Annotated in this window: 24 protein-coding genes and 3 pseudogenes; 17 read left to right on the top strand and 10 right to left on the bottom strand. The window is 65.8% G+C overall.

The window, feature by feature from the left end; translation table 11 throughout:
- The first annotated feature begins 363 nt into the window (after nucleotides 1-363).
- The 14 genes and pseudogenes from ACFWAY_RS45950 to ACFWAY_RS45885 all read left to right on the top strand — a co-directional run bounded on the left by ACFWAY_RS45950 (nucleotide 364) and on the right by ACFWAY_RS45885 (nucleotide 14,730).
- Complete coding sequence (locus ACFWAY_RS45950) at nucleotides 364-831, top strand: decarboxylase (RefSeq protein WP_378515274.1); 468 nt, start codon at nucleotides 364-366, stop codon at nucleotides 829-831.
- A 335-nt stretch (nucleotides 832-1,166) separates the two neighbouring features.
- The gene (locus tag ACFWAY_RS45945; protein ID WP_378515272.1) at nucleotides 1,167-1,358 is read left to right on the top strand and encodes a hypothetical protein; all 192 of its coding nucleotides are present in this window, start codon (nucleotides 1,167-1,169) and stop codon (nucleotides 1,356-1,358) included.
- A 183-nt stretch (nucleotides 1,359-1,541) separates the two neighbouring features.
- Nucleotides 1,542-2,093, top strand: a pseudogene (locus ACFWAY_RS45940) (amino acid permease); the annotation flags it as partial.
- A 2-nt stretch (nucleotides 2,094-2,095) separates the two neighbouring features.
- Entirely contained in the window at nucleotides 2,096-2,785 is a 690-nt protein-coding gene (locus ACFWAY_RS45935; RefSeq protein ID WP_378515271.1) for an amino acid permease, read from the top strand.
- A complete protein-coding gene (locus tag ACFWAY_RS45930) occupies nucleotides 2,782-3,171 on the top strand; it encodes a hypothetical protein (protein WP_378515269.1) in 390 nt (129 codons plus the stop codon). The genes ACFWAY_RS45935 and ACFWAY_RS45930 overlap by 4 nt, the downstream gene beginning before the upstream one ends.
- A 428-nt stretch (nucleotides 3,172-3,599) precedes the next feature.
- On the top strand, nucleotides 3,600-3,689 hold the full coding sequence (kdpF, locus tag ACFWAY_RS45925) for a K(+)-transporting ATPase subunit F (protein WP_081315424.1): 90 nt from the start codon (nucleotides 3,600-3,602) through the stop codon (nucleotides 3,687-3,689).
- The gene (kdpA, locus tag ACFWAY_RS45920) at nucleotides 3,689-5,359 is read left to right on the top strand and encodes a potassium-transporting ATPase subunit KdpA (protein WP_378515267.1); all 1,671 of its coding nucleotides are present in this window, start codon (nucleotides 3,689-3,691) and stop codon (nucleotides 5,357-5,359) included. The genes kdpF and kdpA overlap by 1 nt, the downstream gene beginning before the upstream one ends.
- On the top strand, nucleotides 5,359-7,506 hold the full coding sequence (kdpB, locus tag ACFWAY_RS45915; protein ID WP_378515265.1) for a potassium-transporting ATPase subunit KdpB: 2,148 nt from the start codon (nucleotides 5,359-5,361) through the stop codon (nucleotides 7,504-7,506). Before kdpA ends, kdpB begins: the two co-directional genes overlap by 1 nt.
- 1 nt (nucleotide 7,507) lies before the next feature.
- On the top strand, nucleotides 7,508-8,443 hold the full coding sequence (locus tag ACFWAY_RS45910) for a potassium-transporting ATPase subunit C (protein ID WP_378515264.1): 936 nt from the start codon (nucleotides 7,508-7,510) through the stop codon (nucleotides 8,441-8,443).
- A gap of 35 nt (nucleotides 8,444-8,478) precedes the next feature.
- The gene (locus tag ACFWAY_RS45905) at nucleotides 8,479-11,034 is read left to right on the top strand and encodes a DUF4118 domain-containing protein (protein WP_378515262.1); all 2,556 of its coding nucleotides are present in this window, start codon (nucleotides 8,479-8,481) and stop codon (nucleotides 11,032-11,034) included.
- Complete coding sequence (locus ACFWAY_RS45900; RefSeq protein ID WP_378515260.1) at nucleotides 11,031-11,699, top strand: winged helix-turn-helix domain-containing protein; 669 nt, start codon at nucleotides 11,031-11,033, stop codon at nucleotides 11,697-11,699. The genes ACFWAY_RS45905 and ACFWAY_RS45900 overlap by 4 nt, the downstream gene beginning before the upstream one ends.
- Before the next feature lie 508 nt (nucleotides 11,700-12,207).
- Entirely contained in the window at nucleotides 12,208-13,611 is a 1,404-nt protein-coding gene (locus ACFWAY_RS45895) for a wax ester/triacylglycerol synthase family O-acyltransferase (protein WP_378515259.1), read from the top strand.
- A 202-nt stretch (nucleotides 13,612-13,813) separates the two neighbouring features.
- Nucleotides 13,814-13,963 (top strand): hypothetical protein, encoded by a 150-nt coding sequence (locus tag ACFWAY_RS45890; RefSeq protein ID WP_378515257.1) that lies wholly within the window; start codon nucleotides 13,814-13,816, stop codon nucleotides 13,961-13,963.
- A gap of 461 nt (nucleotides 13,964-14,424) precedes the next feature.
- Nucleotides 14,425-14,730 carry a hypothetical protein gene (locus ACFWAY_RS45885; protein ID WP_378515255.1) on the top strand — a complete coding sequence of 102 codons (306 nt, stop codon included), beginning with the start codon at nucleotides 14,425-14,427 and terminating at the stop codon, nucleotides 14,728-14,730.
- A gap of 319 nt (nucleotides 14,731-15,049) precedes the next feature.
- Here ACFWAY_RS45885 and ACFWAY_RS45880 read toward each other — a convergent pair whose 3' ends face one another.
- Nucleotides 15,050-15,346, bottom strand: a complete 297-nt coding sequence (locus tag ACFWAY_RS45880) for a hypothetical protein (RefSeq protein ID WP_378515254.1) — start codon at nucleotides 15,344-15,346, stop codon at nucleotides 15,050-15,052.
- 107 nt (nucleotides 15,347-15,453) lie between these two features.
- Here ACFWAY_RS45880 and ACFWAY_RS45875 point away from each other — a divergent pair.
- Nucleotides 15,454-15,804: pseudogene (locus ACFWAY_RS45875) on the top strand (nitronate monooxygenase); the annotation flags it as partial.
- A gap of 27 nt (nucleotides 15,805-15,831) precedes the next feature.
- On the opposite strand, the gene ACFWAY_RS45870 reads toward ACFWAY_RS45875, so the two are convergent.
- The 9 genes and pseudogenes from ACFWAY_RS45870 to ACFWAY_RS45830 all read right to left on the bottom strand — a co-directional run bounded on the left by ACFWAY_RS45870 (nucleotide 15,832) and on the right by ACFWAY_RS45830 (nucleotide 25,331).
- The gene (locus tag ACFWAY_RS45870; protein ID WP_378515253.1) at nucleotides 15,832-16,677 is read right to left on the bottom strand and encodes an SDR family NAD(P)-dependent oxidoreductase; all 846 of its coding nucleotides are present in this window, start codon (nucleotides 16,675-16,677) and stop codon (nucleotides 15,832-15,834) included.
- 919 nt (nucleotides 16,678-17,596) lie between these two features.
- Nucleotides 17,597-18,433, bottom strand: a complete 837-nt coding sequence (locus ACFWAY_RS45865; protein WP_378515251.1) for a mycofactocin-coupled SDR family oxidoreductase — start codon at nucleotides 18,431-18,433, stop codon at nucleotides 17,597-17,599.
- Between the two features lie 67 nt (nucleotides 18,434-18,500).
- The gene (locus ACFWAY_RS45860; protein ID WP_378515249.1) at nucleotides 18,501-19,505 is read right to left on the bottom strand and encodes an ABC transporter permease; all 1,005 of its coding nucleotides are present in this window, start codon (nucleotides 19,503-19,505) and stop codon (nucleotides 18,501-18,503) included.
- Nucleotides 19,502-20,293 carry an ATP-binding cassette domain-containing protein gene (locus ACFWAY_RS45855; RefSeq protein WP_378515275.1) on the bottom strand — a complete coding sequence of 264 codons (792 nt, stop codon included), beginning with the start codon at nucleotides 20,291-20,293 and terminating at the stop codon, nucleotides 19,502-19,504. The genes ACFWAY_RS45860 and ACFWAY_RS45855 overlap by 4 nt, the downstream gene beginning before the upstream one ends.
- A gap of 228 nt (nucleotides 20,294-20,521) precedes the next feature.
- A pseudogene (locus tag ACFWAY_RS45850) lies at nucleotides 20,522-21,004 on the bottom strand (ATP-binding cassette domain-containing protein); the annotation flags it as partial.
- Nucleotides 21,005-21,084: 80 nt separating this feature from the next.
- A complete protein-coding gene (locus tag ACFWAY_RS45845; protein ID WP_378515248.1) occupies nucleotides 21,085-22,155 on the bottom strand; it encodes a sugar ABC transporter substrate-binding protein in 1,071 nt (356 codons plus the stop codon).
- Between the two features lie 363 nt (nucleotides 22,156-22,518).
- Nucleotides 22,519-23,523 (bottom strand): 3,4-dihydroxy-2-butanone-4-phosphate synthase, encoded by a 1,005-nt coding sequence (locus ACFWAY_RS45840; RefSeq protein WP_378515246.1) that lies wholly within the window; start codon nucleotides 23,521-23,523, stop codon nucleotides 22,519-22,521.
- A 91-nt stretch (nucleotides 23,524-23,614) separates the two neighbouring features.
- Nucleotides 23,615-24,784, bottom strand: coding sequence for an LLM class flavin-dependent oxidoreductase (locus tag ACFWAY_RS45835; protein ID WP_378454820.1), 1,170 nt, complete (start codon nucleotides 24,782-24,784; stop codon nucleotides 23,615-23,617).
- A 73-nt stretch (nucleotides 24,785-24,857) separates the two neighbouring features.
- Nucleotides 24,858-25,331 carry a nuclear transport factor 2 family protein gene (locus tag ACFWAY_RS45830; protein WP_378454821.1) on the bottom strand — a complete coding sequence of 158 codons (474 nt, stop codon included), beginning with the start codon at nucleotides 25,329-25,331 and terminating at the stop codon, nucleotides 24,858-24,860.
- Nucleotides 25,332-25,504: 173 nt separating this feature from the next.
- Here ACFWAY_RS45830 and ACFWAY_RS45825 point away from each other — a divergent pair, with 173 nt between their 5' ends.
- Nucleotides 25,505-26,050, top strand: a complete 546-nt coding sequence (locus tag ACFWAY_RS45825; RefSeq protein ID WP_378515244.1) for a flavin reductase family protein — start codon at nucleotides 25,505-25,507, stop codon at nucleotides 26,048-26,050.
- A gap of 12 nt (nucleotides 26,051-26,062) precedes the next feature.
- Nucleotides 26,063-26,353, top strand: coding sequence for a hypothetical protein (locus ACFWAY_RS45820; RefSeq protein WP_378515243.1), 291 nt, complete (start codon nucleotides 26,063-26,065; stop codon nucleotides 26,351-26,353).
- Nucleotides 26,354-26,568: the final 215 nt, after the last annotated feature.

Genomic DNA, 26,568 nt, shown 5'->3' with positions numbered 1-26,568 from the left:
ATACCGCCGCGCCACCGAGTCCGCCACATCCGTCATAGCTCAACGGTAACGCCCGAAACCAGCTAAAGCGACATTATTTTGTCACAGGCCCTAAGAAACCAGCCGGGTGCGCCCGCCCTCCGACGGAACTCGGTGGCAGTGGTTCCCGTGGAGGGATCATTCGCGCACCTGGGGCGCGCCCCCGAGGGGGACGGTCCTCGGCGCTCGACAGTCGGGTGCCGCAAACGCGGCGTCAGTGTTGGGGTGGCCGGCGTCAGGAAGACGTCATGACCAGGTCCGCGTGTCTGTCGGCGGTGTACGTGTGGAAGTAGGTCTCCCGCCTGATCCGCTGCGGACGCTCGAGGGGACACCAGGGAGCGCACGATGACCATGCATCACCCGTTCGTTCGCGCACGCCGACGCCGGAACGTGCTGGTCGACCTGTCGTCGACAGGATTGGACGCCGCCAACAGTCAGGTGGTCGACGACGCGCTGAGAGCTGTGATCGAGCAACCGCACCTGCAATTGGTGGGCGTCTGCTGCAGTGTAGGAGCCGATGCCGCAGATACTGCGCTCGTCGGCGAACGTGTCGATCAGGTGGTGGGTGTGATGGAGCAGGTTCGGCGTGACTACGGTCTGATCCTGACCGAGCTGATCGCCCGGGAGGATCAGGATCTCGCGATCGCGTCCGGGAGTGGTCTACGCAATCAAGACGAGCTTCTCGCGGTTGTCGACGACGCGCTCGACGACGCGTGCGCCCGCAACAGGTTCCCCCGTCCGAGTGTCACTCTGATGACGCATCCGATTGTTCCCGCGGGTGCCCCGGTGCGCGCTCAGTCGTCCGTCCGGTAGAGACGCCAGAACCACCACGCCGCTCCCGCCAGACACAGTCCGCCGGAACCGAGCGCGCCCACTGCGACGAGCATTGTGCCCAGCGCGCTCAACGCCAACCACACCCGCCAGTTGGCCAGATCACGCTGAAGGGCACACCGCGACTATGGATCAACCCCGATGGTGGGCGCAAACCGGCGCCTGCCGCCGCCAGTCGTCGAAGCGGGACCGGGCGTTGACGAACCGCGGCGCGTATGGATCTCGCGAAGAATGTGCTGGGCGTCTTCTCTCGCGGGCGCCGGCGGTCGACGCTGGTCTGGTTCTGTTCGACGCCATCACGTGAAGGAAGTCTCGCTGTGGGTAATCTCCTGATCACCTTCGTGCTCCTCGGCTCGTTTCTCGGTGCCGCCCTGATGATCCGCTACATCAACACCCGGTCCGCGCGACCCGCACCCGTCACCTCGCAACGACGGATGCCGGCGAGTTCTGTTGCGCGGCAGCATCGATCAACCCAGCTGCAGGGGGCCCGACGGGCGGGAGATGGATAGGAACTCGGCCCTACCCGTCAAGATGGTGTCAAGGCACTTCTCTTTCACGAGAAGCATGCTCACGCTGAGCGGGTGAGAAATGCAGCCGTGATCGGCGACAAGGGACTCGGGGCGTCCCGCTCCGGTAGCGCACGAACGAAACTCTCCGTTGCGACCGGATTGGCGGGGCTCTCCCTCGATGCGATGGCCTCGGTGTCCTACGGGCCCGAGGCCATCGTCCTGGTGCTGGCGGTGGCCGGCGGAGCGGGACTGGGCTTCACCCTTCCGGTCACCCTCGCCATCGCCGCGCTCCTGGCCGTGTTGGTCGCGTCCTATCGTCAGGTGATCGCGGCGTTCCCGGGCGGAGGAGGCGCCTACGCAGTGGCGCGCAAGCGGCTGGGGCGGCGGTCGAGCCTGACCGCGGCGGCGTCGTTGATCATCGACTACGTTCTCAACGTTGCGGTGTCGATCGCGGCCGGTGCGGCGGCGTTGACGTCGGCGTTTCCGGCGCTGCTGCCCTATACCGTGTGGATCGCGCTGGTGATCCTGCTCGGCATCACCGTCCTGAATCTGCGGGGTATCGCGGATTCGGCGCGGGCGTTCATGGTTCCGACGATCGTGTTCGTCGCAAGCATCTTCACCGTCATCGTCGCGGGCCTGCTGCGCTCGGAACCGGCGAGCACCGTCGGGGGCGGTGTCGTCCCCGGCCACGCCCAGACGATCGGCATCCTGCTGTTGCTCAAGGCTTTTTCGAGTGGGTGCGCGGCTTTGACGGGTGCGGAGGCGATCGCGAACGCCGTCCCCAGCTTCAAGGCGCCACGGGTGGTGAATGCTCAGCGTTCTCCCTCGCCCCCGTCGAGGGCACCACCGTGCTCTCCCAGCTCACCGCGGCGTCCCTCGGGGACGGGGTCGGCTACTACGTCGTCCAGTTCGCGACGGTCGTGCTGCTGGCGCTGGCGGCGAACACCTCGTACGGCGGCCTGCCGACCCTGATGCGGATACTCGCCGACGACAACGTCCTACCGCACCGCTTCGCCCGCAGAACCTCCCGGGACGTGTATCGGTACGGGGTACTGACACTGGGGATCGCCGCCGCGGTTTTGTTGATCGGATCCGGCGGAAACATGAACGCCCTCGTTCCGCTGTTTGCCATCGGGGTGTTCGTCGGATTCACCCTGGCGCAGGTCGGGATGGTGCGGCATTGGCGGGCCGATCGGACGCCTGGGTGGGCATGGCGCGCCGCCCTCAACGGCTTCGGTGCTGTGCTGACCGCGGTCGCGAGGGTGCGTGGCTCATCGTCATCGCCCTACCGTTGCTGGTGGTCGGGATGGCGCGGGTCCGCGCCGCGTACGAGCACCTCGGTGACCGGCTCACGCTCGGCCCGGACCGTGTCGACCCGCGGATCATCGGATCGCGGCCGACGGTGCTGGTTCCGGTGTCCGGTGTGACGGAGCTGAGCCGGATGGCGTTGTCCGCGGCGGTGACGATGACACCGGCGCCGGTCGCGATCCGCGTGTGCCACCCCCACGAATCCACCACCGAGTTCACCCGGCAGTGGCAGGCCCGGTATCCGTATACCGAACTGATTCTGATCGAGGACACCGACAATTCGGTCGGACTGTCGCTGGCGCGATACATTCGCAGCCACCTCGCCGCCGACCGCGTGTCCGTGGTCGTGGCCACCATCGAACCCGCCACCACCTGGCACCGACTCCTGCCCACGCACCGCGCCGACGAGATCGCCCACGCCCTGCGCAAGCACAGCGATGCGATGGTGTGCCAGATCGCGTTCCGCATCGACCCGGCCCACCGGAATCTGAGTCTGCGCGCCTGACAGGGTGGGTGCCGTCGGCACCCCCGGTCACATGTCAACCGATTCGAGTGCCGCACCGGCCGCTGCCCTTTTCGGCATCCTTCCACGCCTGTGTATGGGTCGGTCGCCTGTCGCCGCTGTGCACAGGCGAATGTTGCCAGGCGCGCGCGTGCGTAAGAGCAACGTCAAGACCTTGCGGTGGGCGTCAAGGATCCGTCAACAAGGGTCGCATTCGGCCCGGCATGGACGTTAACTCGTCTGTGCACCCCACAAAGGCAACGCCGGTGCACGAGGTCGCGATTCGCGGCCGGACACCGTCCGCTGACGGGCCGGGACCCGCAGACCTTCCAGCAAACGAAGGAACGAGAGATGTCCGTTCTTGTGTTCATCCTGCTGACCGTGGCGATCTTCGCCGTGCTCGGCGTGATTCAGAGGGCGGTGGAGCGGTTGTGAACCTCGACAACGCCGTCGGCCTGGTCCTGGTCGTGCTTCTCGCCGTCTTCCTGATCGCGGCCCTGCTCTTCCCCGAGAGGTTCTAGTGAATACGGTAACGGCGGGGATCTTGTTCACCGGCTCCCTCGTGCTCGCCCTGGTCCTGGTGCACAAACCGCTGGGCGACTACATGTACCGGGTCTACAGCGGCACCAAGCATTCGCGGGTCGAGCGGGTGATCTACCGCCTCATCGGCGCCGACCCCGAGGGCGAACAGGCGTGGCCGGTCTATGCCCGCAGCGTGCTCGCGTTCTCCGCGGTGAGCATCCTGTTTCTGTTCGGTTTTCAGCTGCTGCAACAGCATCTGCCGCTGCACCTGCCCGACCCCGCCACCGAGATGACCGCGCCACTGGCGTGGAACACCGCGGTCAGTTTCGTGACGAACACCAACTGGCAGGCGTACTCCGGTGAGTCGACCATGGGTCATCTGGTGCAGATGGCCGGCCTCGGGGTGCAGAACTTCGTCTCGGCCGCCGTGGGTATGGCCGTCGCGATGGCCCTGGTCCGCGGATTCGTCCGCCGACGCACCGGCGATCTCGGGAACTTCTGGGTGGACTTGGTCCGCGGAACCCTCCGCATCCTGCTGCCGATCGCGTTCGTCGGCGCGATCGTGCTGGTCGCCGGCGGGGTGATCCAGAACTTCCACCTGCACACCCAAATCGCCGACACTCTCGCCGGGACCACACAGACCATTACCGGTGGCCCGGTGGCCAGCCAGGAGGCGATCAAGGAGCTCGGCACCAACGGCGGCGGGTTCTACAACGTCAACTCGGCGCACCCGTTCGAGAACCTCACGACCTGGACGAACTGGGTGGAAATCTTCCTGCTGCTGGTGATCAGCTTCTCGCTGCCACGCACGTTCGGCCGGATGGTCGGCAGCAAGAAGCAGGGCTACGCGATCGCCGCCGTCATGGCGACCCTGGCCCTGGTGAGCGTGACGATCATGAGCGTCGTCCAGTTGCAGCATCACGGCACGGTGCCGACCGCGATCGGTGCGTCGATGGAGGGGGTGGAACAACGGTTCGGTGTCGCCGACTCGGCGACGTTCGCGGCATCGACCACACTGACCTCGACCGGTGCCGTCAACTCCTTCCACGATTCGTATACCAGCCTGGGCGGGCTGATGACGATGTTCAACATGCAGCTCGGCGAGGTCGCCCCCGGCGGTACCGGCTCGGGCCTGTACGGGATGCTCATCCTGGCGGTCATCACGGTGTTCGTCGCCGGGCTGATGGTCGGCCGCACCCCGGAGTATTTGGGTAAGAAGATCACGCCACGCGAAATCAAGCTCGCCGCATCGTATTTCCTCGTCACCCCACTGATCGTCCTGGTCGGCACCGCCGTCGCCATGGCCCTTCCGGGACAGCGGGCCGGGATGCTCAACACCGGCCCGCACGGGTTGTCCGAGGTCCTCTACGCCTTCACCTCGGCGGCCAACAACAACGGCTCCGCCTTCGCCGGCATCACCGTCAACACCACCTGGTACAACACCGCGCTCGGCCTGGCCATGGTGTTCGGCCGGTTCCTGCCCATGATCTTCGTGCTGGCCTTGGCCGGTTCGCTCGCCAAACAGGGCACCACCCCGGAGTCGATCGGCACCCTCCCGACCCACCGGCCCCAATTCGTCGGCATGGTCGCCGGGGTGACGCTGATCCTGGTCGCCCTCACCTTCCTCCCCGCGCTCGCGCTCGGACCGTTGGCAGAAGGAATCCACTGATGTCCACCTCGACCATCGCCGCGTCCGCGGGACCGTCGCAGCCGGCCACGGGAGATCGGGTGCGGGGCGGGCTCCTGGACCCGAAGATGCTCCTGCGGTCGTTGCCGGACGCGGTGCGCAAACTTAACCCGCGCACCCTGTGGCGCAACCCGGTGATGTTCATCGTCGAGGTCGGTGCGGTCTGGGCCACCGTGCTGGCGGTCACGGATTCGTCCTGGTTCGCGTGGGCGATCGTGTTCTGGCTCTGGCTGACGGTGATCTTCGCCAACCTCGCCGAGGCGGTCGCCGAGGGCCGTGGCAAGGCGCAGGCCGACACACTCCGCAGGGCGAAGACGGACATGCTCGCGCGCCGGGTCCCCGGCTGGCAACCTGGTGCCGCGGTCACCGAGGAGCAGGTGCCGGCGCCGCAGCTGCAGCAGGGCGACTTCGTCGTCGTGGAGGCCGGCCAGACCATCCCCGGCGACGGTGACGTCGTCGAAGGCATTGCGTCGGTAGATGAATCGGCGATCACCGGTGAATCCGCGCCGGTCATCCGCGAGTCCGGCGGCGACCGGTCGGCGGTCACCGGCGGCACCCAGGTGCTCTCGGACCGGATCGTCGTCAAGATCACCCAGAAACCGGGGGAGAGCTTCATCGACCGGATGATCGCGCTGGTCGAGGGCGCCAACCGGCAGAAGACCCCGAACGAGATCGCGCTCAACATCCTGCTGGCGGCGTTGACGATCATCTTCGTGTTCGCGGTCGCGACGCTGCAGCCGCTGGCCATCTTCTCCAAGGCGAACAATCCCGGTGTCCCGGACACCTCGGCGCTCGATCAGCACGGTGTCACCGGCATCGTGATGGTCTCGCTGCTGGTCTGCCTGATTCCGACCACCATCGGGGCGTTGCTTTCGGCCATCGGGATCGCCGGGATGGACCGCCTCGTGCAGCGCAACGTGCTCGCCATGTCGGGGCGCGCGGTCGAGGCGGCCGGCGACGTGAACACGTTGCTGCTGGACAAGACCGGCACCATCACCCTGGGCAACCGGCAGGCGTCGGCGTTCCTCCCGGTGGCGGGGGTGTCCGAGGACCGGCTCGCCGATGCCGCGCAGCTGTCCAGCCTCGCCGACGAGACCCCCGAGGGCCGGTCGATCGTGGTGTACGCCAAGTCGGCGTATGGGCTGCGCGAACGCACGCCGGGTGAGCTTGTGCACGCGAGCTGGGTGGAGTTCACCGCGCAGACAAGGATGTCCGGTGTCGACCTCGGCGACGGGCACCTGCTGCGTAAGGGCGCGGCCACCGCTGTCGCGGACTGGGTCCGCCGCCAAGGCGGCGAGGTTGCCGCGCAGCTCGGGCAGCTCGTCGACGGCATCTCCGCGGCCGGCGGCACCCCGCTGGTGGTCGGCGAGGTCGCCGACGGCCGGGCCGCCGTGCTGGGCGTCATTCACCTCAAAGACGTTGTCAAGCAGGGCATGCGGGAACGTTTCGACGAGATGCGCCGCATGGGGATCCGCACCGTCATGATCACCGGTGACAACCCGCTCACCGCCAAGGCGATCGCCGACGAGGCCGGCGTGGACGACTTCCTGGCCGAAGCTACGCCGGAGGACAAGCTCGCGCTGATCAAGCGTGAGCAGGAGGGCGGCAAACTCGTCGCGATGACCGGTGACGGCACCAACGACGCGCCCGCCCTCGCACAGGCCGACGTCGGCGTCGCCATGAACACCGGCACGTCGGCGGCGAAAGAGGCCGGCAACATGGTCGACCTCGACTCGGACCCGACCAAACTCATCGAGATCGTGGAGATCGGCAAACAACTGCTCATCACCCGCGGCGCCCTGACGACGTTCTCGATCGCCAACGACATCGCCAAATACTTCGCGATCATTCCCGCCATGTTCGTCGCGGTCTTCCCCGGCCTCGACCTGCTCAACGTGATGCGCTTGCACAGCCCGCAATCGGCGATCCTGTCCGCGGTCATCTTCAACGCGATCATCATCGTCGCCCTGATCCCGCTGTCGCTGCGCGGGGTGAAATACACACCGAGCAGCGCCTCGAAGCTGCTCAGCCGCAACCTCTACGTCTACGGCCTCGGCGGCATCATCGCCCCGTTCGTCGGGATCAAACTCGTCGACCTGATCGTCCAATTCCTCCCCGGGATGTCCTGACATGCGTATTTCACCTTGGATCCGGCAGCACCTGGCCGCACTGCGGGCCCTGCTCGTGCTGACCGTCATCACCGGCATCGCCTACCCGCTCGCGGTCTGGGCGGTTTCCTTGGGCCCGAGCCTGCACGAGAACGCCGAGGGGTCGATCGTCGAGGTGAACGGGCGCACCGTCGGCAGCACACTGATCGGGCAGCTCTTCACCGACGCCGACGGCAACCCCCTCGTGCAGTATTTTCAGAGCCGGCCGTCCGCGGCCGGCGACGGCTACGACCCGACGTCGACGAGCGCGAGCAACCTCGGGCCGGAGAGCATTGTGGACACCGCGGCCGATCCGGCGCTGATCAGGGCCGGAATGGACCCCGCCGATGCGGGTTTCACGGCGAGCCTGCTCACCACCGTGTGCACCAGAAGCCAGTCCGTCGGACAGCTCGAGGGGGTGGACGGGTCCCGCCCGTTCTGCACCCCCGGCGGTGTCGGCGCGGTGTTGTCGGTGATCGGCCCGCGGGACTCGCGCGGCAACGTGGTGAACCCGACCCGGGTGATCAGTGTCAACGAGCCGTGCCCCGGCGATCCCGCCGCTCCCGTGACCCCGTTCCTCGGGGCGTACGAGGGCGTGCGGGTCGAATGCGCCGAATTCGGTGCGGACTATGCGATCGGCCAGATCGTCCCGATCCGCGGAGACGCCCCGGCGAACCCGGCCGTCCCGGCGGACGCCGTCACCGCCAGTGGCAGCGGCCTGGACCCCCACATCTCGCCGGCCTACGCGGACCTGCAGGCCACCCGGGTGGCCGCAGCCCGCGCAATCCCCGTCGACCAGGTCCGCGCGCTGATCGCCGACCACCAGGACGGCCGCACCCTCGGCTTCCTCGGCGAACCGCGGGTCAATGTGCTCGAGCTCAACATCGCGCTCGACCAGACGTACCCGGTCAGGGGCTGAGCGGACCCGTGACTCGTGGCGGATAAGGAGGCGCCATGAGAGGCACACTACGCATCTACCTCGGCGCCGCCCCCGGCGTCGGCAAAACCTACGCCATGCTCGGCGAGGCGCGCCGCCGACGCGAGCGCGGCACCGACCTGGTCGTCGGCTACGTCGACTGCCACGGCCGGCCCCGCACCCTGGAGATGCTCGACGACCTCGAGGTCGTCCCCAGCAAGACCATGACCTACCGCGGCGCCACGTTCACCGAGATGGACACCGACGCGGTGATCGCGCGCGCACCGCGGGTCGCTCTCGTCGACGAGCTCGCCCACACCAACATCCCGGGTTCCCGGCACGAAAAGCGGTGGCAGGACATCGAGGATCTCCTCGACGCCGGCATCGACGTCATCTCCACCGTCAACATCCAGCACCTCGAGTCGCTCAACGACGTCGTCGAACAGATCACCGGCATACCGCAGCGCGAGAGGGTCCCCGACGAAGTCGTCCGCCGCGCCGACCAGGTCGAGCTGGTCGACATGACACCCGAAGCCTTGCGGCGCCGGATGGCCCACGGCAACGTCTATCCACCGGAGACGGTCGGCGCCGCACTCGGCAACTACTTCCGCGTCGGAAACCTCACGGCCCTGCGAGAATTGGCGATGCTCTGGCTGGCCGACAAGGTCGACGACCAACTCGACCGCTACCGGGCCGACCACCACATCACCGGCACCTGGGAAGCACGCGAGCGGGTCGTCGTCGGACTGACCGGCGGCCCCGAGGGAGAAACCCTCATCCGCCGGGCGGCGCGGATCGCGGACCGGTCCAAGGGCGCCGACCTGTTCGCCGTCCACATCACCCCCAGCGACGGTCTCGCCGGCGCCAGCCCCGCCCACCTGGCCCGGCAACGGGCACTGGTCGAAAGCCTCGGCGGCACCTTTCATCACGTCGTCGGCGATAACGTCCCCGGCGCCCTGCTCGAGTTCGCCCGCGGGATCAACGCCACCCAACTCGTCATGGGCGCCTCCCGCAGAGGGCGGGTCGCACAGATCTTCTCCCGCGGGGTCGGGGTGGAGGTGACCGCGCTGTCGGGCAGCATCGACGTGCACATGGTCACCCACGAGGCCACCAAACAGGGCCGTGCCGCGCGCCTGTCCGCCCTGACCCGGCGACGACGGGCGGCGGGGTTCGTCATCGCCCTGATCGGAATGCCGCTGCTGTCGATCGCGCTCGCGAACCTGCGGGGACACCTGTCGTTGCCGAGCGACATCCTGATCTTCCTGATCGGGGTCGTCGGCGTCGCACTGGCCGGAGGCCTGTGGCCGGCGTTGGTGGCCGCGCTGCTCGGCTCCGCGCTCCTGAACTACTACTTCACCCCGCCGCTCTACACCTTCACCATCGCCGAGGCCCAGAACGCGCTCGCCCTGCTCGTCTACGTCCTCATCGCGATCGCCGTCAGCACCGTGGTCGACCTGGCCGCCCGCCGCACCCGCGAGGCGGCGCAGGCCAGTGCGAACGCCGCCGTACTGGCGAACCTGTCCGGCAGCGTGCTGCGCGGAGAGAAAGCACTGCCCGCGATCCTCGAACGACTCCGCGAAACCTACGCACTCGACACCGTCACCCTGCTCGAGCGCCCGCCCGACACCCCCCTGACCCCCGGACGGCAACAAGAACCGGAGCGCTGGCGAGTAGCCGACACGGTCGGGGGTGAGCCCTGCACGAGCCCGGACGAGGGCGACATGGCCGTCGCCGTCGATGACGACCTCACTTTGGTGCTGTGCGGGCGGACACTCCCGGCCGCGGACCGGCAGGTCCTCGAAGCCTTCGCCGCCCAGGCCGCGGTGGCGCTGCGCCAGCAACACCTCGAGGACGAGGCCGAGCAGGTCCGGCCCCTCGCCGAGGCCGACCGGATGCGCACCGCCCTGCTCACCGCCGTCAGCCACGACCTGCGGACCCCGCTCGCCGCGGCCACGGCGGCGGTGGAGAGCCTGCGCAGCCCCGAGGTGGCATGGTCCGATCAGGATCGTGGGGAACTGCTCGACATCGCCGCCACCTCGCTGCAACGGCTCGACCGGTTGGTCACCAACCTGCTCGACATGAGCCGCCTGCAGGCCGGCGCGCTCGGCATCTCGACCGAACCGACCGCGCTCGACGAGGTCGTCCCGCTGGCCCTCGATGCCGTCGGACCGGGCACCGACATTGTGGAACTGCAGATCCCCGACGATGTCCCCGACGTGCTCGCCGACCCGGCGCTCCTCGAACGGGTGCTGGTCAACCTGATCGTGGGCGCCCTGCGCCACACCCCGCCGGGCCGGGGTGTTCTGGTCGCGGCGAGCGCGCACGGATCCCTGGTCGAAATACGGGTCGTCGACCGGGGCCCCGGAATACCCGAAGACAAGCGCGATCTCGTCTTCCCACCGTTCCAGCGGCTCGGCGACACCGCCAACGGCAGCGGGATCGGACTCGGGCTGGCGCCGGCCCTGGGCCTGACCGAGGCCATGGGCGGCACCATCGCGGCAGACGACACCCCCGGCGGCGGCGTCACGATGATCATCACCCTGCCCGCGGCCGAGACCACCACCGCCGCAACCGATCTGGAAGGTCCCGCATGAGCCGCATTCTGGTGGTGGGGGTCGAGCCACAACTGCGCCGGGCCCTGCGCCTCACCCTGCAGGCCCAGCACTACGACGTGCGCACCGCACCCGACCCCACGCAGGCACTCACCCAGGCCGCCACGTGGCACCCCGACCTGGTGGTCCTCGACCTCGACCTTCCCGACCTCGACGTCATCGCGGGAGTGCACGGCTGGAGCCACAGGCCGATCATCGTCTTGTCCGCGCAGGCCGAACCACACGAGGAGGTCGCCGTTCTCGACGCCGGCGCCGACGACTACATCGCCAAACCCTTCGGCATCGACGAATTCCTCGCCCGCGTCCGCGCCGTCATCCGGCGCACCCCCGATAGCGGCAGGCCGTCCATCATCGCGGTCGGCGAACTCCGGGTCGACCTCGCCCGCAAAACCGTCACCGATCCCCGCGGCGAGATGGTCCACCTCACCCCGATCGAATGGGCAATCCTCGAACCGCTGCTGCGCAGCCCTCGGACACTCATCGAGCGGAAACAACTCCTGACCGCGGTCTGGGGACCCGGCCACGCCACCGACACCCACTATCTGCGGATCTACCTGGCCTCGCTCCGCCACAAGCTCGAACCGAACCCGTCGCGGCCCCGCCACCTCATCACCGAACCCGGCATGGGCTACCGCTTCGAACCATGACCGGCCACGGCGGCGAAGGGGTGTCACGCCTGCCACACCCGTCGCGGGTTGTTCCGATCCGCGGGGATCAAGGGTGGTCGGGATCTGCGTATGGATATCGCGAAGAATTCGTTCGGCCTGTCGCCAACAGCGGTGTGCGGGGAGCACTCTGGTCTCTGCCCGACTCGATGATTATGTGGACAGAGGACACCCAGATGATGTGCTGCTCGAACTGGTGCCTGCCGGCTCCGTCCTGCGGTATCGGGGGTTGTCCGGCACCCTGATAGGTGCCCACGCCCGGTAGTCCCGCCCCACGACAAGCGTCGCCTCCCACGGGCGACCTGCGGTCCACAGTCGCGCCCGCTCATGTGACAACGCGCGGCCACGAGAGATCGCCTGACCGCTCATCGAGACCACCCGAGAGCAGCACTCTCTCGACACCGGTGCGTGAGACCGCACCGCTACCCACAGTTCTCCATGACGGATTCCCGTGATCCGTCCCTTGCTCGAGGTTCGAACGGTCATCGTCATGTTGCTTCCCATGTCGCCGCTGGACTCGATGTTTCTGCTCGGCGAGTCGCGTGAGCACCCGATGCACGTCGGTGGTGTGCAGATCTTCCAGCCGCCGGAGGGGGCCGACGCCCGGGATATGCGGGCACTGCTCGATACCGCACTGACCGACGGCGATCAGGGCGTGGCCCCGACACTGGGCCGACGGGCCCGGCGGTCGTGGACCTCGCTGGGACAGTGGGGTTGGGAAGTGGACTCCCGCCTCGATCTCGGCCATCACGTCCGGCACGACGCCCTGCCCGAGCCCGGAGGGGAGGCGCAATTGTGGGCGCTGTGCTCACGCCTGCACGGCGGCCTGCTCGATCGCAGCCGCCCGCTGTGGGAGACCCACCTGATCGAGGGACTGCGCGACGGCCGCTACGCGATGTACACCAAGGTCCACCACGCCGTCGCGGACGGGGTCAGCGCGATGAGCATGCTGCGCCGCACCCTCAGCGAGGACCCCGACGAGCGCGGCATGCGCGCACCGTGGCAGCCCCCTCACCCACGGTCACCGGCCCCAGCGACCGACACCGTCGGCGCGGCGGGCATGACCGATCTGCCCGGGGCGGCGGTCCGCGCCGCCCGCGGCGCGGTCGGCGAAGTCGCCGGACTCGTCCCCGCCCTGGCCGGCACCGTCGGCCGAGCGGTGCACGAGCAGGGCGGACCGCTCTCCCTCACCGCCCCCAGAACCATGTTCAACGAACCGATTTCGGGTGCCCGCCAGTTCGCGGCCCGGTCCTGGCCGCTCGAACGGCTGCGCCTGGTCGCCAAGGCGGCCGACGCCACCATCAACGATGTGGTGCTCGCCATGTCCGCAGGGGCGCTGCGCAGCTACCTGCACTGGAACGGTGCGCTGCCCGCACAACCGCTGATCGCGATGGTCCCGGTCTCGCTGCGCGACGAGCAGCAGGGAAGCCGCGGCGGCAACGGCGTCGGGGTACTGATGTGCAATCTCGGCACCCACCTGCCCGAACCGGCGGCCCGGTTGGACACCGTGCGCACCTGCATGCGCGAAGGAAAACAGGCCATGGCCGCGATGAGCACGACCCAGATCCTGGCGATGAGCGCACTCGGCGCGGGCCCAGCCGGGGCAAGCATGCTGTTCGGGCACAACCGGAGGCTGCGTCCACCGTTCAACCTGATCATCTCCAACGTCCCCGGCCCACGCAGCCCGCTGTACTGGAACGGTGCCCGACTCGACGCGGTGTACCCACTCTCGATCCCCGTCGACGGGCAGGGACTCAACATCACCTGCACCAGCAACGACGACATCATCTCCTTCGGGATCACCGGATGCCGCCGCACCGTGCCGCACCTGCACACGCTGACCGCCCACCTCGGCCACGAACTCGACGCACTCGAACACGCCGTGGGCCTCTGACCCCACACGGACCTGGCCCGCCACCCCCGACGAACCTTTCCAGCCCTGTCGGCGTGGACCCTCGCGTCCATTCCACCGATGACGTGACGAGAGCACTTCCGGTGCAACACAATTCATACGATACCAAGACAAGGAACCACACACGAACTCATCGAGGACACCGGCCACCCCGTCCCGCGGACCCGCGGCGCGCACGGGGACGATGAGCACCGAGGAGATCAAGGCCCGTCTCGAGGCGATGTTCGTGCCCGACACCGCCGACCCCGGTGCAGTAATCGGGCAAGCGCCGCAAGGGCTCGGCCTGATTGCCGTGCACCCGGCGACCGCGGTCGCCGAGAAGAATTCCCGGTAACGGTCCGGCACCTTCACCGCGGTCGATTCGGTCCCAGCCCGACGGGGTGGACCGAAGCGGCATCCGCTCACCGAAGCCACTCGGCGACCAGGTTCGACGAACTCGCTGATTCGCCGCTGACACCGGCCGTAAAAGGGCGGCCGGCTTCGAGCCTCTCGAGAAGCTCCCGTCCCACCGCGGCCGCGGCGCGTCCGCACCGCGCTTGGCGGTCGTCGAGTTCGTCGGCAGCGTCATCTGGTGGTGCTCGGCCCATTGGGACAAACATCGATACCTGCCAGATGCGGGAGCAGGACCCGCACACCGTCTTCCGCGGAGCAGGAGCAGGGGGTCCGGTGATCGGCGTCGTTTCCGGCGTTCCCGCCGATCAGAGGAAGTAGGCGCGGCGAGCCGGGGCGCCGATTCCGGTGGTGGTGGTGGTCTTCGGGCCGTGGGCGCCTTGCGGAGTCGGTACCGTGGTGACCGTGGGCAGCAAGGGGCAGCGGCAAGCCGATCGGGCGCTGGTCGCCGCCTACCACGAGGCTCGACTGGGTGAGCTGATCGAGCGTGTCGCAGCCGAGGTCGATCGTTTCCGGGCTGGCGAGGTGGACGCGTACACCGTCGATGAGGTCCTGCACCACTATCATCTCGCGGCGAAGGAACTGTGGACGTTCTGCTGGTCCGGGTCCGGCGCCCAGATCGAGTTCACCGCGCGTGCGTTGGAAAGGCTCGCGGCCGACGGCGAGCGGCTCGACTGGTGGGAACGCGCCGCTCCTCGCAGCCGGGAGTAGCTCCTGTCCGCTGGAGCTCCGCCGGCGGGTTGGTGAAGTCCTGGCGCCGTAGTGTGGTCTGCGCCGCTCGTTCCCAGACTCGGGCGGCCTCGACCCCGTCGGCCAGTACACATTGCGACTCGCGATTGGCCGGCGGGGCAGGGGCCAGCATTGGCACGGCACTTTCATCTGCCGTGGTCGAACGCGTGTGCAGGTTGCTTGAGAGTCCCTGATCCGTCCGGGATCCCCGCCCGCACTATCGAGACGGCCGGGTTTTGTCGCGTCTATCCCGTGACGATCCGTGTGCTAAGTCTCTGAATCTGATTGGGGATGCGGCTTCTCAGCGTGCTAGTTGCTCGCCGGCGTGCTTGTACTCGTTGGCGAGGCGCTCGACGACGTCCGCCGTCGGCCGGACCGCGTCCACACCACCGACCCGGTTGCCGGCGCCCCAGATATCGCGCCACACCTTCGCCTCGATCTTGCCGCCGGACGTGAAGTCGATGGCGGTCGGGTGCGAGTCGGGCAGGGCGTCGGGGCCGAGTCCGGATGCTTCGATGCTGCCGCGCAGGTAGTTGCCGTGCCTGCCGGTGGACACATCGGTGTAGACGATGTCGGTTGCTGTGGAGTCCTCGATCATCTGCTTGTGCCCGTCGGCCGCATTGGCCTTGTTTGTGGCGATGAACAGTGAACCGATGTAGGCGAGGTCTGCCCCGGTGGCTTCGGCGGCGAGGATGCGGTTGTCGGTGGCGATCGACCCGGACAGCGCTGGTGGACGAACATGATGCCCAGCATGCGCCCTACGCGGTGAACCTCATGGTGCACAGCAGCAAGGACCGGCTGGACGAGGATCTGACGGTGGTCGAGGAATACCTGGTTCCCATCGTGATCACCTCGCAGGGTGCACGTCCGATCGTGGCGAAACGTATCCGCGCCTACGGCGGAATTGTGCTGCACGATGTCGTCGACAACGCATCCGCCCACAGGGCGATCGACAACGGTGCGAACGGGATCATCGCGGTGGCGGCAGGCGCGGGCGGGCACGCCGGCACGCGGTCGCCATTCGCCCTGATCCAGGAGATCCGCAGCTGGTTTGAGTCGGCGGGTGTCGCAAGGCGCTGCTCCTCACGTGGTTCCGGCGACGAGGCCGGATGCACGCCCCTCGGTGACCATCGGGGAGTGCTCGGTGAAGCCCCCGTCGACTCTGATGACCTGCCCTGTGATGTATCGCGCGGCATCCGAGTGCAGGAACGCGACGACCCGGGCGATGTCCTCGGGCTGACCGACGTGAGGGGTGTCGCAGTGGCGCGTGTACTGGGTAATCAACTCGTCCCCGAGTTGGAGACCGGGGGAGCTCAGTATGAGTCCGGGCGCCACGGCGTTGCACCGGATTCCCTGCTTGCCGTGCTGTGCGGAGACGGCGCGTACGAGCTGGTTGACGCCGGCTTTTGCGACGCTGTAGGTGGTCAAGTTGAGCTCGCCCATTTCGCCGGAGATCGACGACGTGCAGGTGATGCTGCCGCCGCCGGTGTTCACCATTGCCGGGATCGCGTGCTTGCAGCCGAGCATCGGGCCCAGGAGCAGTGTTTCGACCTGGGCATGGAAGGTGTCCACCACGAATTCCGTGATGGGAGGGTCACCGGGCTCCCATGGGACCCTCAGGTCGGCGGCGTTGTTGTGCAGAATGTCGAGTCGTCCGAACTCGTCCACCGCGGTCGCAATCATCCGCTGGACCTGTTCCTCGACGCGGACGTCGGTCTCGACGGCGATCGCGTCGCCACCGTCGGCCCTGATCTGCTTCGCCCGTTGCTCGGCAACCTCGCCGTTGATGTCCGCGAGTACGACCTTGGCGCCGAGTTGCGCAAGCAGACTCGCGGTCGATGCGCCTTGGCCGACGCGGTAAGGATCGTCGTCGCCATGGAAGGACGCTGCGCCGGTGACGATGGCGACCTTGCCGGTGAGATCGATCATGCCGGCTGTCCCTCGACTGGTGCGGGCCTAGGACTGGGACGATCCGCCGGCATCGCCGCGATGGACGCGAGGGTGAGATCCTTCCAAGGGGCCACAATCGGCTCGATTCGGGTATGTGGATTGCTGGTCATACTCGCTCCATTTTCTCATGCGCCACGGGAGGCGGCTGTCTCGCGAAGTAAGTCGCCGTCTGCGACTACGACATAAACTGAACTCAGTTAAGTAAACTCTGTTTCTGTCGGCCGTGCAACCGAAATCAACTGAGATGGAATGACTTCGGCGTCACCACGTGAGTGGCGGCGCGCGCGGTGCCTGCCCCCGGGGGCATCGGTCGGCGATGATCGTGTCGTGAATACCGAGCAGGACATGGCATCCGGACACCGGCGGTCGCCGAGTGCTGGGGGTTCAGGCGGAGTTGGCGCCGACAACCCCCGGGCAGGTGGAGCGGTCCGTCGATCCGGTCCGAGTGCGCGATATCGATCAATGCGGGTGTGCGGTGCGTGATGTCGGAGTCGACGGAATGGGTGCGGTGGGGTTGGTGAAGTACGGGTGATGGCGCCGTACCGGTGGCGGGCGAGAGGAGATCGCGGGTTTCGCAGGCGGCGGCCGCTTTCGTCCGGGGTGGGGAGAGTGTCACCTCAGAGATGCTCGTCGTTGTGGGACAGTCCGGAACGGAGGTAATCCGAATCAGTCTGCCGTGCCGAATATCTCATGCCGCGGCTCCCGATCACCGCGCACCGAGGGTGGGCCTGGGGTTCGCGCCGATGTGTTGCTCATTTCGGTCAAGCGCACGATCTGTTCAGCACGTTCGGCCGGGTGGTCGCCGCGGCCGCACCGCCAATCCCACCCGTCCCACCCGTCCTTCCTGTGAATCCGCACCCTGATGGGCGCCGCGAACGATATGACGGTGATGGATTGGTTATGCCGCACCATTGGCGTTTTGGCCGGCCGCAACGGAGAGGGTCTCGCCGGTCATGTGTTTCGCACCGTCGGAGACCAGGAACATCAGTGCGTCCGTGATTGCCTGAGGGGGAATCCATGGAACTCCCTGGGGCTGATACCGGCGGAATTCCTCGGCGACGTCGTCGATTGTCGGGGACTCGAGGTCGGGTCGGAACAGCCCGTACATCGTGCTGTTGTGGATGATCGGTGTGTCGACGCAGCAGGGACAGATGACGTTCACGGTGGTCCCGGTGGTCGCCACCTCGAGGGCGACGGTCTTTGCCAGCCCGATGACCGCCCACTTCGAGGCCGAGTAGTGACTGAATTGCGGGTACCCTCCTTTGCCCGCCATTGACGATGTGATGATCACCCGTCCCCAGGTCTGATTCAGCAGATGCGGAAGGCCCGCGTGCAGCACGTTGAAGACGCCGTTGAGGTTGATGTCGATGACCACGTCCCAGTCGGCGGGATCCATGTGGCGAAATTCGCTGACCGCCATGACGCCGTGATTGATCGCGAGAATATCTAGCGATCCAAAGGTGTCGACGATCCGCTCGACTGCATCGCTGATGGCCTCCCGGTCGCGCACGTCTGCCTTGAGTGCAAGTGCTTTTCCGTCGGCCTCGTTGATGAGCCGCATGGTTTCGTCCATGTCCGCCTGCGAGGAGAGCGGGTAAGAGACATTCTTGATGTCTTTGCAGACGTCGAGGATGGCGACTGAAGCGCCGGCTTTGGCGAGGGCGAGGGCGTGCGAACGGCCCTGGCCTCGCGCTCCACCTGTTACGAGGGCAGTTTTGCCTGTTAGATCGACCATTTCCGTTCCTCGTTCTCGTGGGTAGGTGGGGGACGATTCGGCGGCAGAGATCAGGGCGTGCGGCGAGCTATGACCGCGACTTACTGCGCCTGATCTGAGCTATGGACACTGCGGCCAAGAGCACGGCGCCGTTGAACAGGCTGCTTGTCCAGATCGGCACGCCGAGCAGTTGAAGCCCCTTGGCTCCGGTTGCCAGCAGCGCGATCGCTATCAGCGTCCCAGCCACATTCGCTCGGCCGGGATGAACCTGGGTCGATCCCAGGAAGATCGCGGCAAACGCGGGAAGGAGGTAGGGGGCGCCGGCGGTCAGGGATGCGCTTCCGATCTTGGCGGCGAAGATCACACCGGCGAGTGAGGCGAGGATTGATGACGCCACGAGCGCGCCGAAGATGTACCGCGCTGTGCGAATGCCATTGAGACGCGATGCTTCCGTGTTGCTGCCGACAGCTTGAAGTCGGCGTCCAACTGGCATCTGTTCGGTGACGTACCAGACGATTATTGCCACGACGGCCATGTAGATGACCACGACGGGAATCCCGAAGTACTGGGCCTGACCGAGCGAGAGGAATCCCTGCGGTATTCCGCCGACGATCTGGTTGCCCCCGGAGACGCCGTAGATGACGGCCTCGAGTATTGATGCCATCGCCAGGGTGGCGATGAAGGAGTTCACATTGAGTATCGCGATGGCGATCCCGTTCGCGGCTCCGACGAGGGCCCCGACAGTCACAGTGAGCAGGGTAGCCATCGGGACGGATAGCCCGTGCGATGACTGCAGCCAGGAGACAAGAATGACGGCCAGGCCGAGGCCTTGCGCGACTGAGAGGTCGAAGGCACCCGCGCGGTACGCGACGAGCAGGCCTAGAGAGAGGATCGTTGTGATCGCCTGGTCGGCGATGAGTGTGCGGAAGGTCCGGATCGTGGGGAATGTTTCCGGTAGCAGGACGGAGAACAACACAATTAGCGCGGCGAGCAGGACGAGGCCCGAGTAGCGCTGCAGAACAATGCCGAGCAGCGGTTTCTTGTCCCCTTGCATCTGGGGGTGTGCTGCTGGTTTGGATTCAACGCTTGTCATGCCAGTACCTCGTCCTTCTCTGTGTTTTCGTGCAAGCCCAGCAACTCTTGCTCCACGACCGCGGTGGTCAGTGACGAGCCGGTGAGTGAACGCGTGCAGACCCCGTCCGCGAGAACAAGAACGCGATCACAGAGCTCGACCGCTTCTTGACCGTCCGTTGTGCACACGACGACGGCGATCCCGTCTCGGGCAGCCGCGCTCAGCAACGCGTAGAACTGTGTCTTCGTTCCCACATCGATACCCTGGGTGGGTTCATCGAGAATCAGCATCTTGGGCTTGGTTCGCAGCCATCGTGCAAGAAGGACCTTTTGCTGATTACCGCCGCTCAGGTTGATGACGAGGTTCTCCGGGTCTGATGGGCGGACTTGCATTTTCCCGATCCAGTCACCCGCGACACGGCTCTCTGCACGCCTGCTGATACGGCCCAGCCGGGTGATGTCGGCGAGCATGGGCAAAGTCAGGTTCTCGCGAACCGTTGCGTCTGGGATGACCGCACTGCGCCGCCGGTCCGTCGGCAGGAAGGCTATCCCCGCCCGAGATGCGGTGTGGGGGTTCAATCCCGAGTATGTGCTCCCGTGTACCGTGATAGATCCGTCGATCGGCTCGGTCGCGCCAACGATGAGGCTGGCCACCTCTTCCCGGCCCGAGCCCGTCAAACCGACCAGCCCGAGGACTTCGCCTGGGTAGACGTCGAAGTCCAGCGGTTTCAATCTCGTGCCGGTCAGCCGCCGAACCGTGACGGATGGCTCCTGGCTGTTGACCGAGAGACTTGTCGGCTTGTGCGGCACGAGTGGCCGGCCGAGGATGTCCCGGATGAGACTCTCACGTGTCATGGTGGACGTCTGCGCAGTGGATACGCGACGACCGCTGCGAAGCACCGTCACTCGATCGCAGGCGGTGAGCAGTTCTTCGAGCCGGTGGGAGACGAACAACGTGGTCACTCCGCGCTCGCGCAATCTCTGTAGGACCGCTAAGAGGCGCTGCACCTCCGTCGGCGGCAGCGCCGCGGTTGGTTCATCGAGAACGAGCAGCCGAAGTGCTGCGCTCGAGTCGTTGATCAGGGCGCGCGATATCGCAACACCGACGCGCTCTGAGGGACTCAGTTTGCTCACATCGGTGTGCGGGTCCAGCTCGTATCCCAGGGCGTGGGTGGCCTCCCTGGTCGCAGCTATTTGCCGCCGCCATCGGATGTTCCCGAATGGGCCGGTTGCGTACCCGGATCCCAATGCGAGGTTCTCCACAACCGAAAGGCCGTCCACGAGCCCGAGATCCTGGTGCACGAAGTGAATTCCGACTCGGTGCGGTGCGGAAGGGTCCCCGAAGGGGAGTGGTGCTCCGAGAAAGGTGCCCGCCGCTCCCGGGTCTGGGGAATGGTAACCCGACAGGATCTTGATCAACGTGGACTTCCCGCACCCGTTCTGTCCAACCAGACCGTGTATCTCACCCACCGTCAGGCTCAGATCCGCGCCGTCGAGCGCGCGGCCGCTGTCGAAAGTCATCGACAGGCTGGAGAGCTCTAGCAAATCGTTCACTGGCTTTCCGTTCCGAAAAGGCTGAGACCTCGAATGTTCGTGGTTGGTCAGGTAACTGGTAGGTTCCACATCTTCAGGAAGAGCTCCCTGTAGTTGCGCGGGGTGATCCAGGGATCCTCGGTTGGGGCGGTGTCCTTCGTGAGGATCTGGATCCACGGCCATGCCGCTGCGGTCGTATCGTCCGGGCTGTCGGCGACCGGCGAGGGGATTGCATCGCCCTTCAGCGCGCGCACCGCGGCATCGACGTAACGCCAGCCCAGTACCTGGTTGGAGACGCCCAGCCATGCCTCATTCTGGTCTCCGGCAGATAAGCCCGCGATGTTGTCGGCGATCGGGCTGTTGCCGATGAGTTTTACGTCGGTGAACCCTGCCGCGCGTACTGCGGGCAGTACGCCCAGCGAGAAGTCACCCGCCGTGAAGACGATGTAGTTGGTGTCGGGGTGCTGTTGCAGTGCGCTGACGACCTTGGATGGAATGGCCGTCCCGATGTCGTTGGCCGTACCGTTGATGTTGGTATTCGAGCACGTATCCGGGCACAGCTCCGCGAGCCGATCCTCGTATCCGACCTGTGGGGGGACGACAATCGGGAAATCCGGAACGTTGACGAAGATGCTGTTCACATTGCCGCCGGACTGCGTGATCGCCCAGTCTGCGAGCAACTGGCCCATGTAGCGCACCATGCTGGCCGGCTCGAAGAGGACCGTCGGTGGAGCCGGGTCGTTGTCTACGGTGCCGGTCGCCGTCTTGGGGTCGGGTTCGTAGATCGCGGAGTTGTCGATGAACGGAATGCCGAGGCGTTTCATTTCCTCACGTTGCTTGACAGTGGCGGACGGCGGGGTACCCGTGCTGAAGATCGCATCAGGATGTAGTTGCACCGCGTTGTCGAAGGCCGACTGGATGCTCTCCGGGGTGCCCTGGTAGGTCAGCGTGGTCACTGTCGCCCCGATGGCGTCGGCTGCAGCGGTCATGCCATCGCGGAACGTCGCGCAGGTCGGCAGTGCGCAGCCTACGTAGGCGAATCGGAGTCCCTGACGCGGTGCGCCACTGGTAGGTTCGGTGACTCCGACGTTCGTCGCGTCCGCCAGGTGCGTGTCGACTTCTGCTTGCGCAATCTGCACGGCGTGGGTATTGACCGAGCCGTCTCCCGCCGCGGAGGAGGATGTGGAGTCGCACGCTGTGAGTGTGAGCGCAACTCCTAGAATGACTGTGGCACATAGGACCTTCAATGTCGCCTCACTCTGAATCGAATTGGGTTCTGTTGACGAACGGGGTCTGGGCGTAACCTGGATTACAGTGCAATGCTTAGGCCGATCGAGCAGGTGCGCACGATGGATCTGTAGATTTCGCGCCAATATGAGTGGGGCACAGTGCAGGAGCCGGGATCGACTGGTGTGCGCTCGGCGCGCTGTCGCGGCGAGCGGAGTCCTCGAAGCCTTCTGCGTCGGACCTGCAGACGCAGTGAATGGTCCTTCCGTTGCCGGTTATCTGAGACTGTCGGGGCGGTGGTGTGCTCGCACTGAAAGGCAACCCAGACGGCGGAGGACGGCGCGGATCACGCTGTGCGGCCGATGAAGCCCGTCGATCGCACGACTGTATTCGTCCTCCGCGGTCTGGGGTAGCCCGATCACAATGCGCGGCTCGGCGCGTGGAGATCCTGCGTCGATCAACACCTGATCTGCCGGCAGCAGGTGAACAGGCACGTCCTCTCGGCCGGATACCTCACCCACGGCCACAACGAGATAGTTGTGGCCCCGGTCGGTGAATGATTCGAGGGATGTTCTTCCGCCGGGGAGGTCCACCGAGACGTGGAGGCAGGGCAATGGTGGCTTCTCGGAGTCGAGGTCACGGAGCCCGACGACAGGAAGTTGGTGCGTGCGGGCGAACTCGTGCAGGTCGTTACCTGAGGCGACGTCTGTCGGGTGGGTAGTGCCGACGACGGTGGTGAGCACCGCGGCGGGTGGGAAACCGGCTGCCGCTACCAGATGTACTGCAGCTTCGGGATACCCGAATTCCGAAGTGGGCAGCGCCGCGTCCGCGCGCAGGGGCACCACATGGCCTGGACGGCTGAAGGACACGGGTGACGCGTCCGGGGACGCCAAGAGCCGGATCGTTGTTGCACGGTCCGCGGCAGAGATGCCGGTGGTGATACCAGTGGCCGCGTCGACGGTGACGCACTGTGCGGTTCCTGGAGTGGCGCCCTGTTGAGTCGGAAGCAATAGGGCGTCGCATCGGTCCGATGATAAGGCGACTTGCAGGAATCCTGATGAGTGGCGGATAGCGAAAGCGGCATCAGCCGTGCTGATCCGGACCGCAGGAAAGACGATCTCACCGCTGGTCGGCGAGTCAATCCCATCGGTGAGGATGATGGCCTCCCCGCGGGACAGCTGACTGATCGCAGCCACCACTCGTTCTTCCGCGTGGATCTCAGCGAGCGTTGGTACGAGGGCGATGCGCTGCGCGAGCGGACTTTCGTCGGTGACAGTCATGGTGAGATCGTCTTCCTGGTGGTCAGGCCGGGAACTGCCCTGTCTCTCGGGCTGCTGCAGACGGCTGGTCACAGCTCGTGAGAATGGAGTGTTAGTTGACCGCTACCGGCTGATGCTGTGCCGCGTACTTCTCGGTGGCAGCGTTGATGGCCGCCATGGTCTCGGCCTTCCACTCGTTACCCCGCACCCACGCATTGTGCTCGCGGATGGGCTTGAGCTGCCCGCGGAATTCGGGAATCACGTGCTCGGCCCAGAGCGTGACGGCATTTCGCTGGCGTTCGTAGTCGGTGAAGTCGGTGAGCGTCATGATGAAACTTCCGAATCCGCCGGTCTGGTCGGCAAGTTGCCGGATCTTCTTGATTGCTGTGTCTGGGGTTCCGATCAGCACAGACCCGGACTCGATGGCCTCGTCGATCATTCCCTCGACGTCGGGCTTCTCGGAGGCCGGCAGCGGTGAGATATGTGCCAGATAGTTCCAGATCTCCTCGAACCCGTGGGTGCAGTCCTGGCGTGCCTGCTCCTCTGTCTCTGCGATGTGGGTGATCGCCGAGAGTCGCCAGTTGCGGCGCGACACCGTCCGCCCGGCCTTCGCTGCCTCGTCCTCGGCGATCTTCCAATGGCCCCGAAGGGCGCCGAAGGCGGCAGGGCTGGTGGCAGCAAGATTGATCATCCCCACACCCAGCCTCCCGGCGGTGACAGGCCCGGACGGTGAGGTGACAGCTGCGACAACTACATCCAGCTCCGGCAGACTGTAGGGGCGTACCTGCAGTTTGGCCTCGCGAAGATCGAACCACTCCGTCTTCTCTGTCACCGTCTCACCCCGGAGGAGCCGAACAATGACCTCCGCGGCCTCGAGCATCATGTCGCGCTGCTTCGTCGGGTCGATACCCAGCATGTAAGCATCGGAAAGCAGCTGTCCGGGACCGAATCCCATGATCGCGCGACCGCGAGATAGGTGGTCGAGGGTGACCAGGCGCTCTGCAAGGAGGAAGGGGTTGTGGTAGGGCAGCGAGTTGACGGCCGTTCCCAGTTTGATGGTTTTGGTGCGCTGCGCGGCCGCTGCGAGCAGCATTTCGGGCGCGCCGATCGGTTCGTGACCACCGGAGTGGTGCTCACCGAGCCACGCCTCCTGGAACCCGAGGCTGTCGGCGAGCTCGATGATCTGCAGGTCCCGCTCATAGAGAACGGTGGGGCTCACTCCGATCTTGTGGAAGGGAGCCATGAAGACACCGAACGCGGTCGGGTAGTGGGATTCGGACATACAACACCTCGGTTTCTCGGTCTAGCGTTGACTTTTGTCGTAGCCCAGCGAGCACATATCTTGCTGATGAGCGTTAGGCACTTTCGGTATGGGCCGATCTGGCGCTTTCGATGGTCGCGGGCTCCACTCGGCCGCCGAGAGCGATAACCAGGGGAATCGGGTCGTAGAATTCGCAGAAGTGCGTGATCTTCCCGTCTCGGATGGTGAACCGCGTGACGTACTCGTTCTTCAGCTCGACCGGAATGACCATCTTCATGTCGCTCTTGTACTCGGCGATGACCTCGCCGGGATCGGAGTGATACGTCTCGAGCCTGAAGTCGTACAGCCCCTCGGTCTCGATGATGGAGGGAATGGTCTCCAGGAAGGCCATCACTTCCTCGATGCCTTCCATCCGGCGATTGAATCCAGGCGGGGCGTAACGCATCTCGAAGACGATGTCCTCCGCGAGAAGCTCACGCTTGACTTTGAAGTCCCAGGTGTTGATGGCCTCTAGATACCTACGGGCGATGTCGATATTCGACGCTCGCAACTCCTCGACAGTCGGCACACGCTCTCCTTTGGCAAACTGAACTCATTTCATGCGAAGGTTAGGCTGTGATCCACGTCTCGTCAATAGATCATTGTGCTGGAAGTCGGGCGGCCGAAACGGTTCTGGTGCGCGGACGTCTGCGGTAACCTGCCATGAACCCAATTCAGTTCGTTCCGAGTGGCGGGGTGTCAATGTCAGAAATTCAGGCAGCAGGGTCCGATGACGGATTCTTCGGCGGCGACGATCTGTCGCCGCACGTCCTTCGTGGCGCGTACGGCCGGTTTCCATCAGGCGTCGCGGCAGTGTGCGCAGTGATCGACGGCGAGCCGGCCGGTATCGCAGCCAGTTCCTTCGTGTCGGTGTCGCTCGAACCAGCACTGGTGTCCGTGTGCGTCGCCCTCACATCAACAACATGGCCTCTGCTCCGACGAGCCCAATCTCTGGGTGTCAGTGTGCTGGCCGACGCCCACGCGTCGACCGCTCGGGCACTCGCGTCGCAAGTGCCCGATCGATTCGCGGAAATAGATTGGGTTCGCGACAGTTCCGGGGCCGTCTTCATTGCCGGCGCAGCCCTTTGGGTGAACTGTTCAATCTACGAGCAGGTTCGGGCGGGCGATCACGAAATCGCAGTGCTTGCCGTCAACCGCATCAAGATGCACAGTTCGGTATCACCCATCGTGTTCCACGACAGCCAATTCCATCGGATGGCGCGCTCCGGGCCTTACCCGTCGAGCTAGGGAAGGAAGACAATGTACATCGAGGTCACTTCTGACAGTGTTGCAACTCGTCAGCTCCTGGATCTCAAGACGTTTCACGTACGAATGAGCTCCGATCGCGAGAAGGCCCACGAATCGCTGGTCAGCGCAAATATCGGCTACATCGACAACGACGCGGTCTTCATCAGGTCTGCCTGGCTCCGCAACCAAGGACCACACACCCGTGAGTGGCGCGAGAACTTCGGAGCCATGCTGTCTTACGCAGAGGACCGCGGGTGGTATGACGGGGAATTCATCGAAGGGCACATAGAGCCCGACGAATAGACCAGATCTTGCTTCGAGCGCGCCGTGTCACCCAGTAGGCGGCCTGGCCGGGCAGAGGGTAGCCGTCGTCTCCAACGCGCACGCTGGGCTCGTTGCCGCAATCGGAGCCGCCCTGCCCCTGCTAGATGGTTGATTCCTTGAAGCGTGTCGCGGAGGAGGAGTAGGCGGAGGGTTTCCAAGATCAAAGCGTGACCAAAGAACTGGAAACCCTCCTG

This window comes from Rhodococcus sp. NPDC059968, assembly GCF_042738615.1.
Classification (GTDB): Bacteria; Actinomycetota; Actinomycetes; order Mycobacteriales; family Mycobacteriaceae; genus Rhodococcus_F.
The sequence above is the reverse complement of the archived record's forward strand: the minus strand, read 5'-3'. Positions and strand labels throughout refer to the sequence as shown.

Coding starts and splice junctions, on each gene's coding strand:
- ACFWAY_RS45880 (WP_378515254.1), bottom strand. CDS start 15,346: ATGATCGAGGACTCCACAGCAACCGACATCGTCTACACCGATGTGTCC.
- ACFWAY_RS45905 (WP_378515262.1), top strand. CDS start 8,479: ATGAGAGGCACACTACGCATCTACCTCGGCGCCGCCCCCGGCGTCGGC.
- ACFWAY_RS45820 (WP_378515243.1), top strand. CDS start 26,063: ATGTACATCGAGGTCACTTCTGACAGTGTTGCAACTCGTCAGCTCCTG.
- ACFWAY_RS45860 (WP_378515249.1), bottom strand. CDS start 19,505: ATGACAAGCGTTGAATCCAAACCAGCAGCACACCCCCAGATGCAAGGG.
- ACFWAY_RS45835 (WP_378454820.1), bottom strand. CDS start 24,784: ATGTCCGAATCCCACTACCCGACCGCGTTCGGTGTCTTCATGGCTCCC.
- ACFWAY_RS45890 (WP_378515257.1), top strand. CDS start 13,814: ATGAGCACCGAGGAGATCAAGGCCCGTCTCGAGGCGATGTTCGTGCCC.
- ACFWAY_RS45950 (WP_378515274.1), top strand. CDS start 364: ATGACCATGCATCACCCGTTCGTTCGCGCACGCCGACGCCGGAACGTG.
- ACFWAY_RS45870 (WP_378515253.1), bottom strand. CDS start 16,677: ATGATCGATCTCACCGGCAAGGTCGCCATCGTCACCGGCGCAGCGTCC.
- ACFWAY_RS45840 (WP_378515246.1), bottom strand. CDS start 23,523: ATGACTGTCACCGACGAAAGTCCGCTCGCGCAGCGCATCGCCCTCGTA.
- ACFWAY_RS45900 (WP_378515260.1), top strand. CDS start 11,031: ATGAGCCGCATTCTGGTGGTGGGGGTCGAGCCACAACTGCGCCGGGCC.
- ACFWAY_RS45910 (WP_378515264.1), top strand. CDS start 7,508: ATGCGTATTTCACCTTGGATCCGGCAGCACCTGGCCGCACTGCGGGCC.
- kdpB (WP_378515265.1), top strand. CDS start 5,359: ATGTCCACCTCGACCATCGCCGCGTCCGCGGGACCGTCGCAGCCGGCC.
- ACFWAY_RS45825 (WP_378515244.1), top strand. CDS start 25,505: ATGTCAGAAATTCAGGCAGCAGGGTCCGATGACGGATTCTTCGGCGGC.
- ACFWAY_RS45895 (WP_378515259.1), top strand. CDS start 12,208: ATGTTGCTTCCCATGTCGCCGCTGGACTCGATGTTTCTGCTCGGCGAG.
- ACFWAY_RS45865 (WP_378515251.1), bottom strand. CDS start 18,433: ATGGTCGATCTAACAGGCAAAACTGCCCTCGTAACAGGTGGAGCGCGA.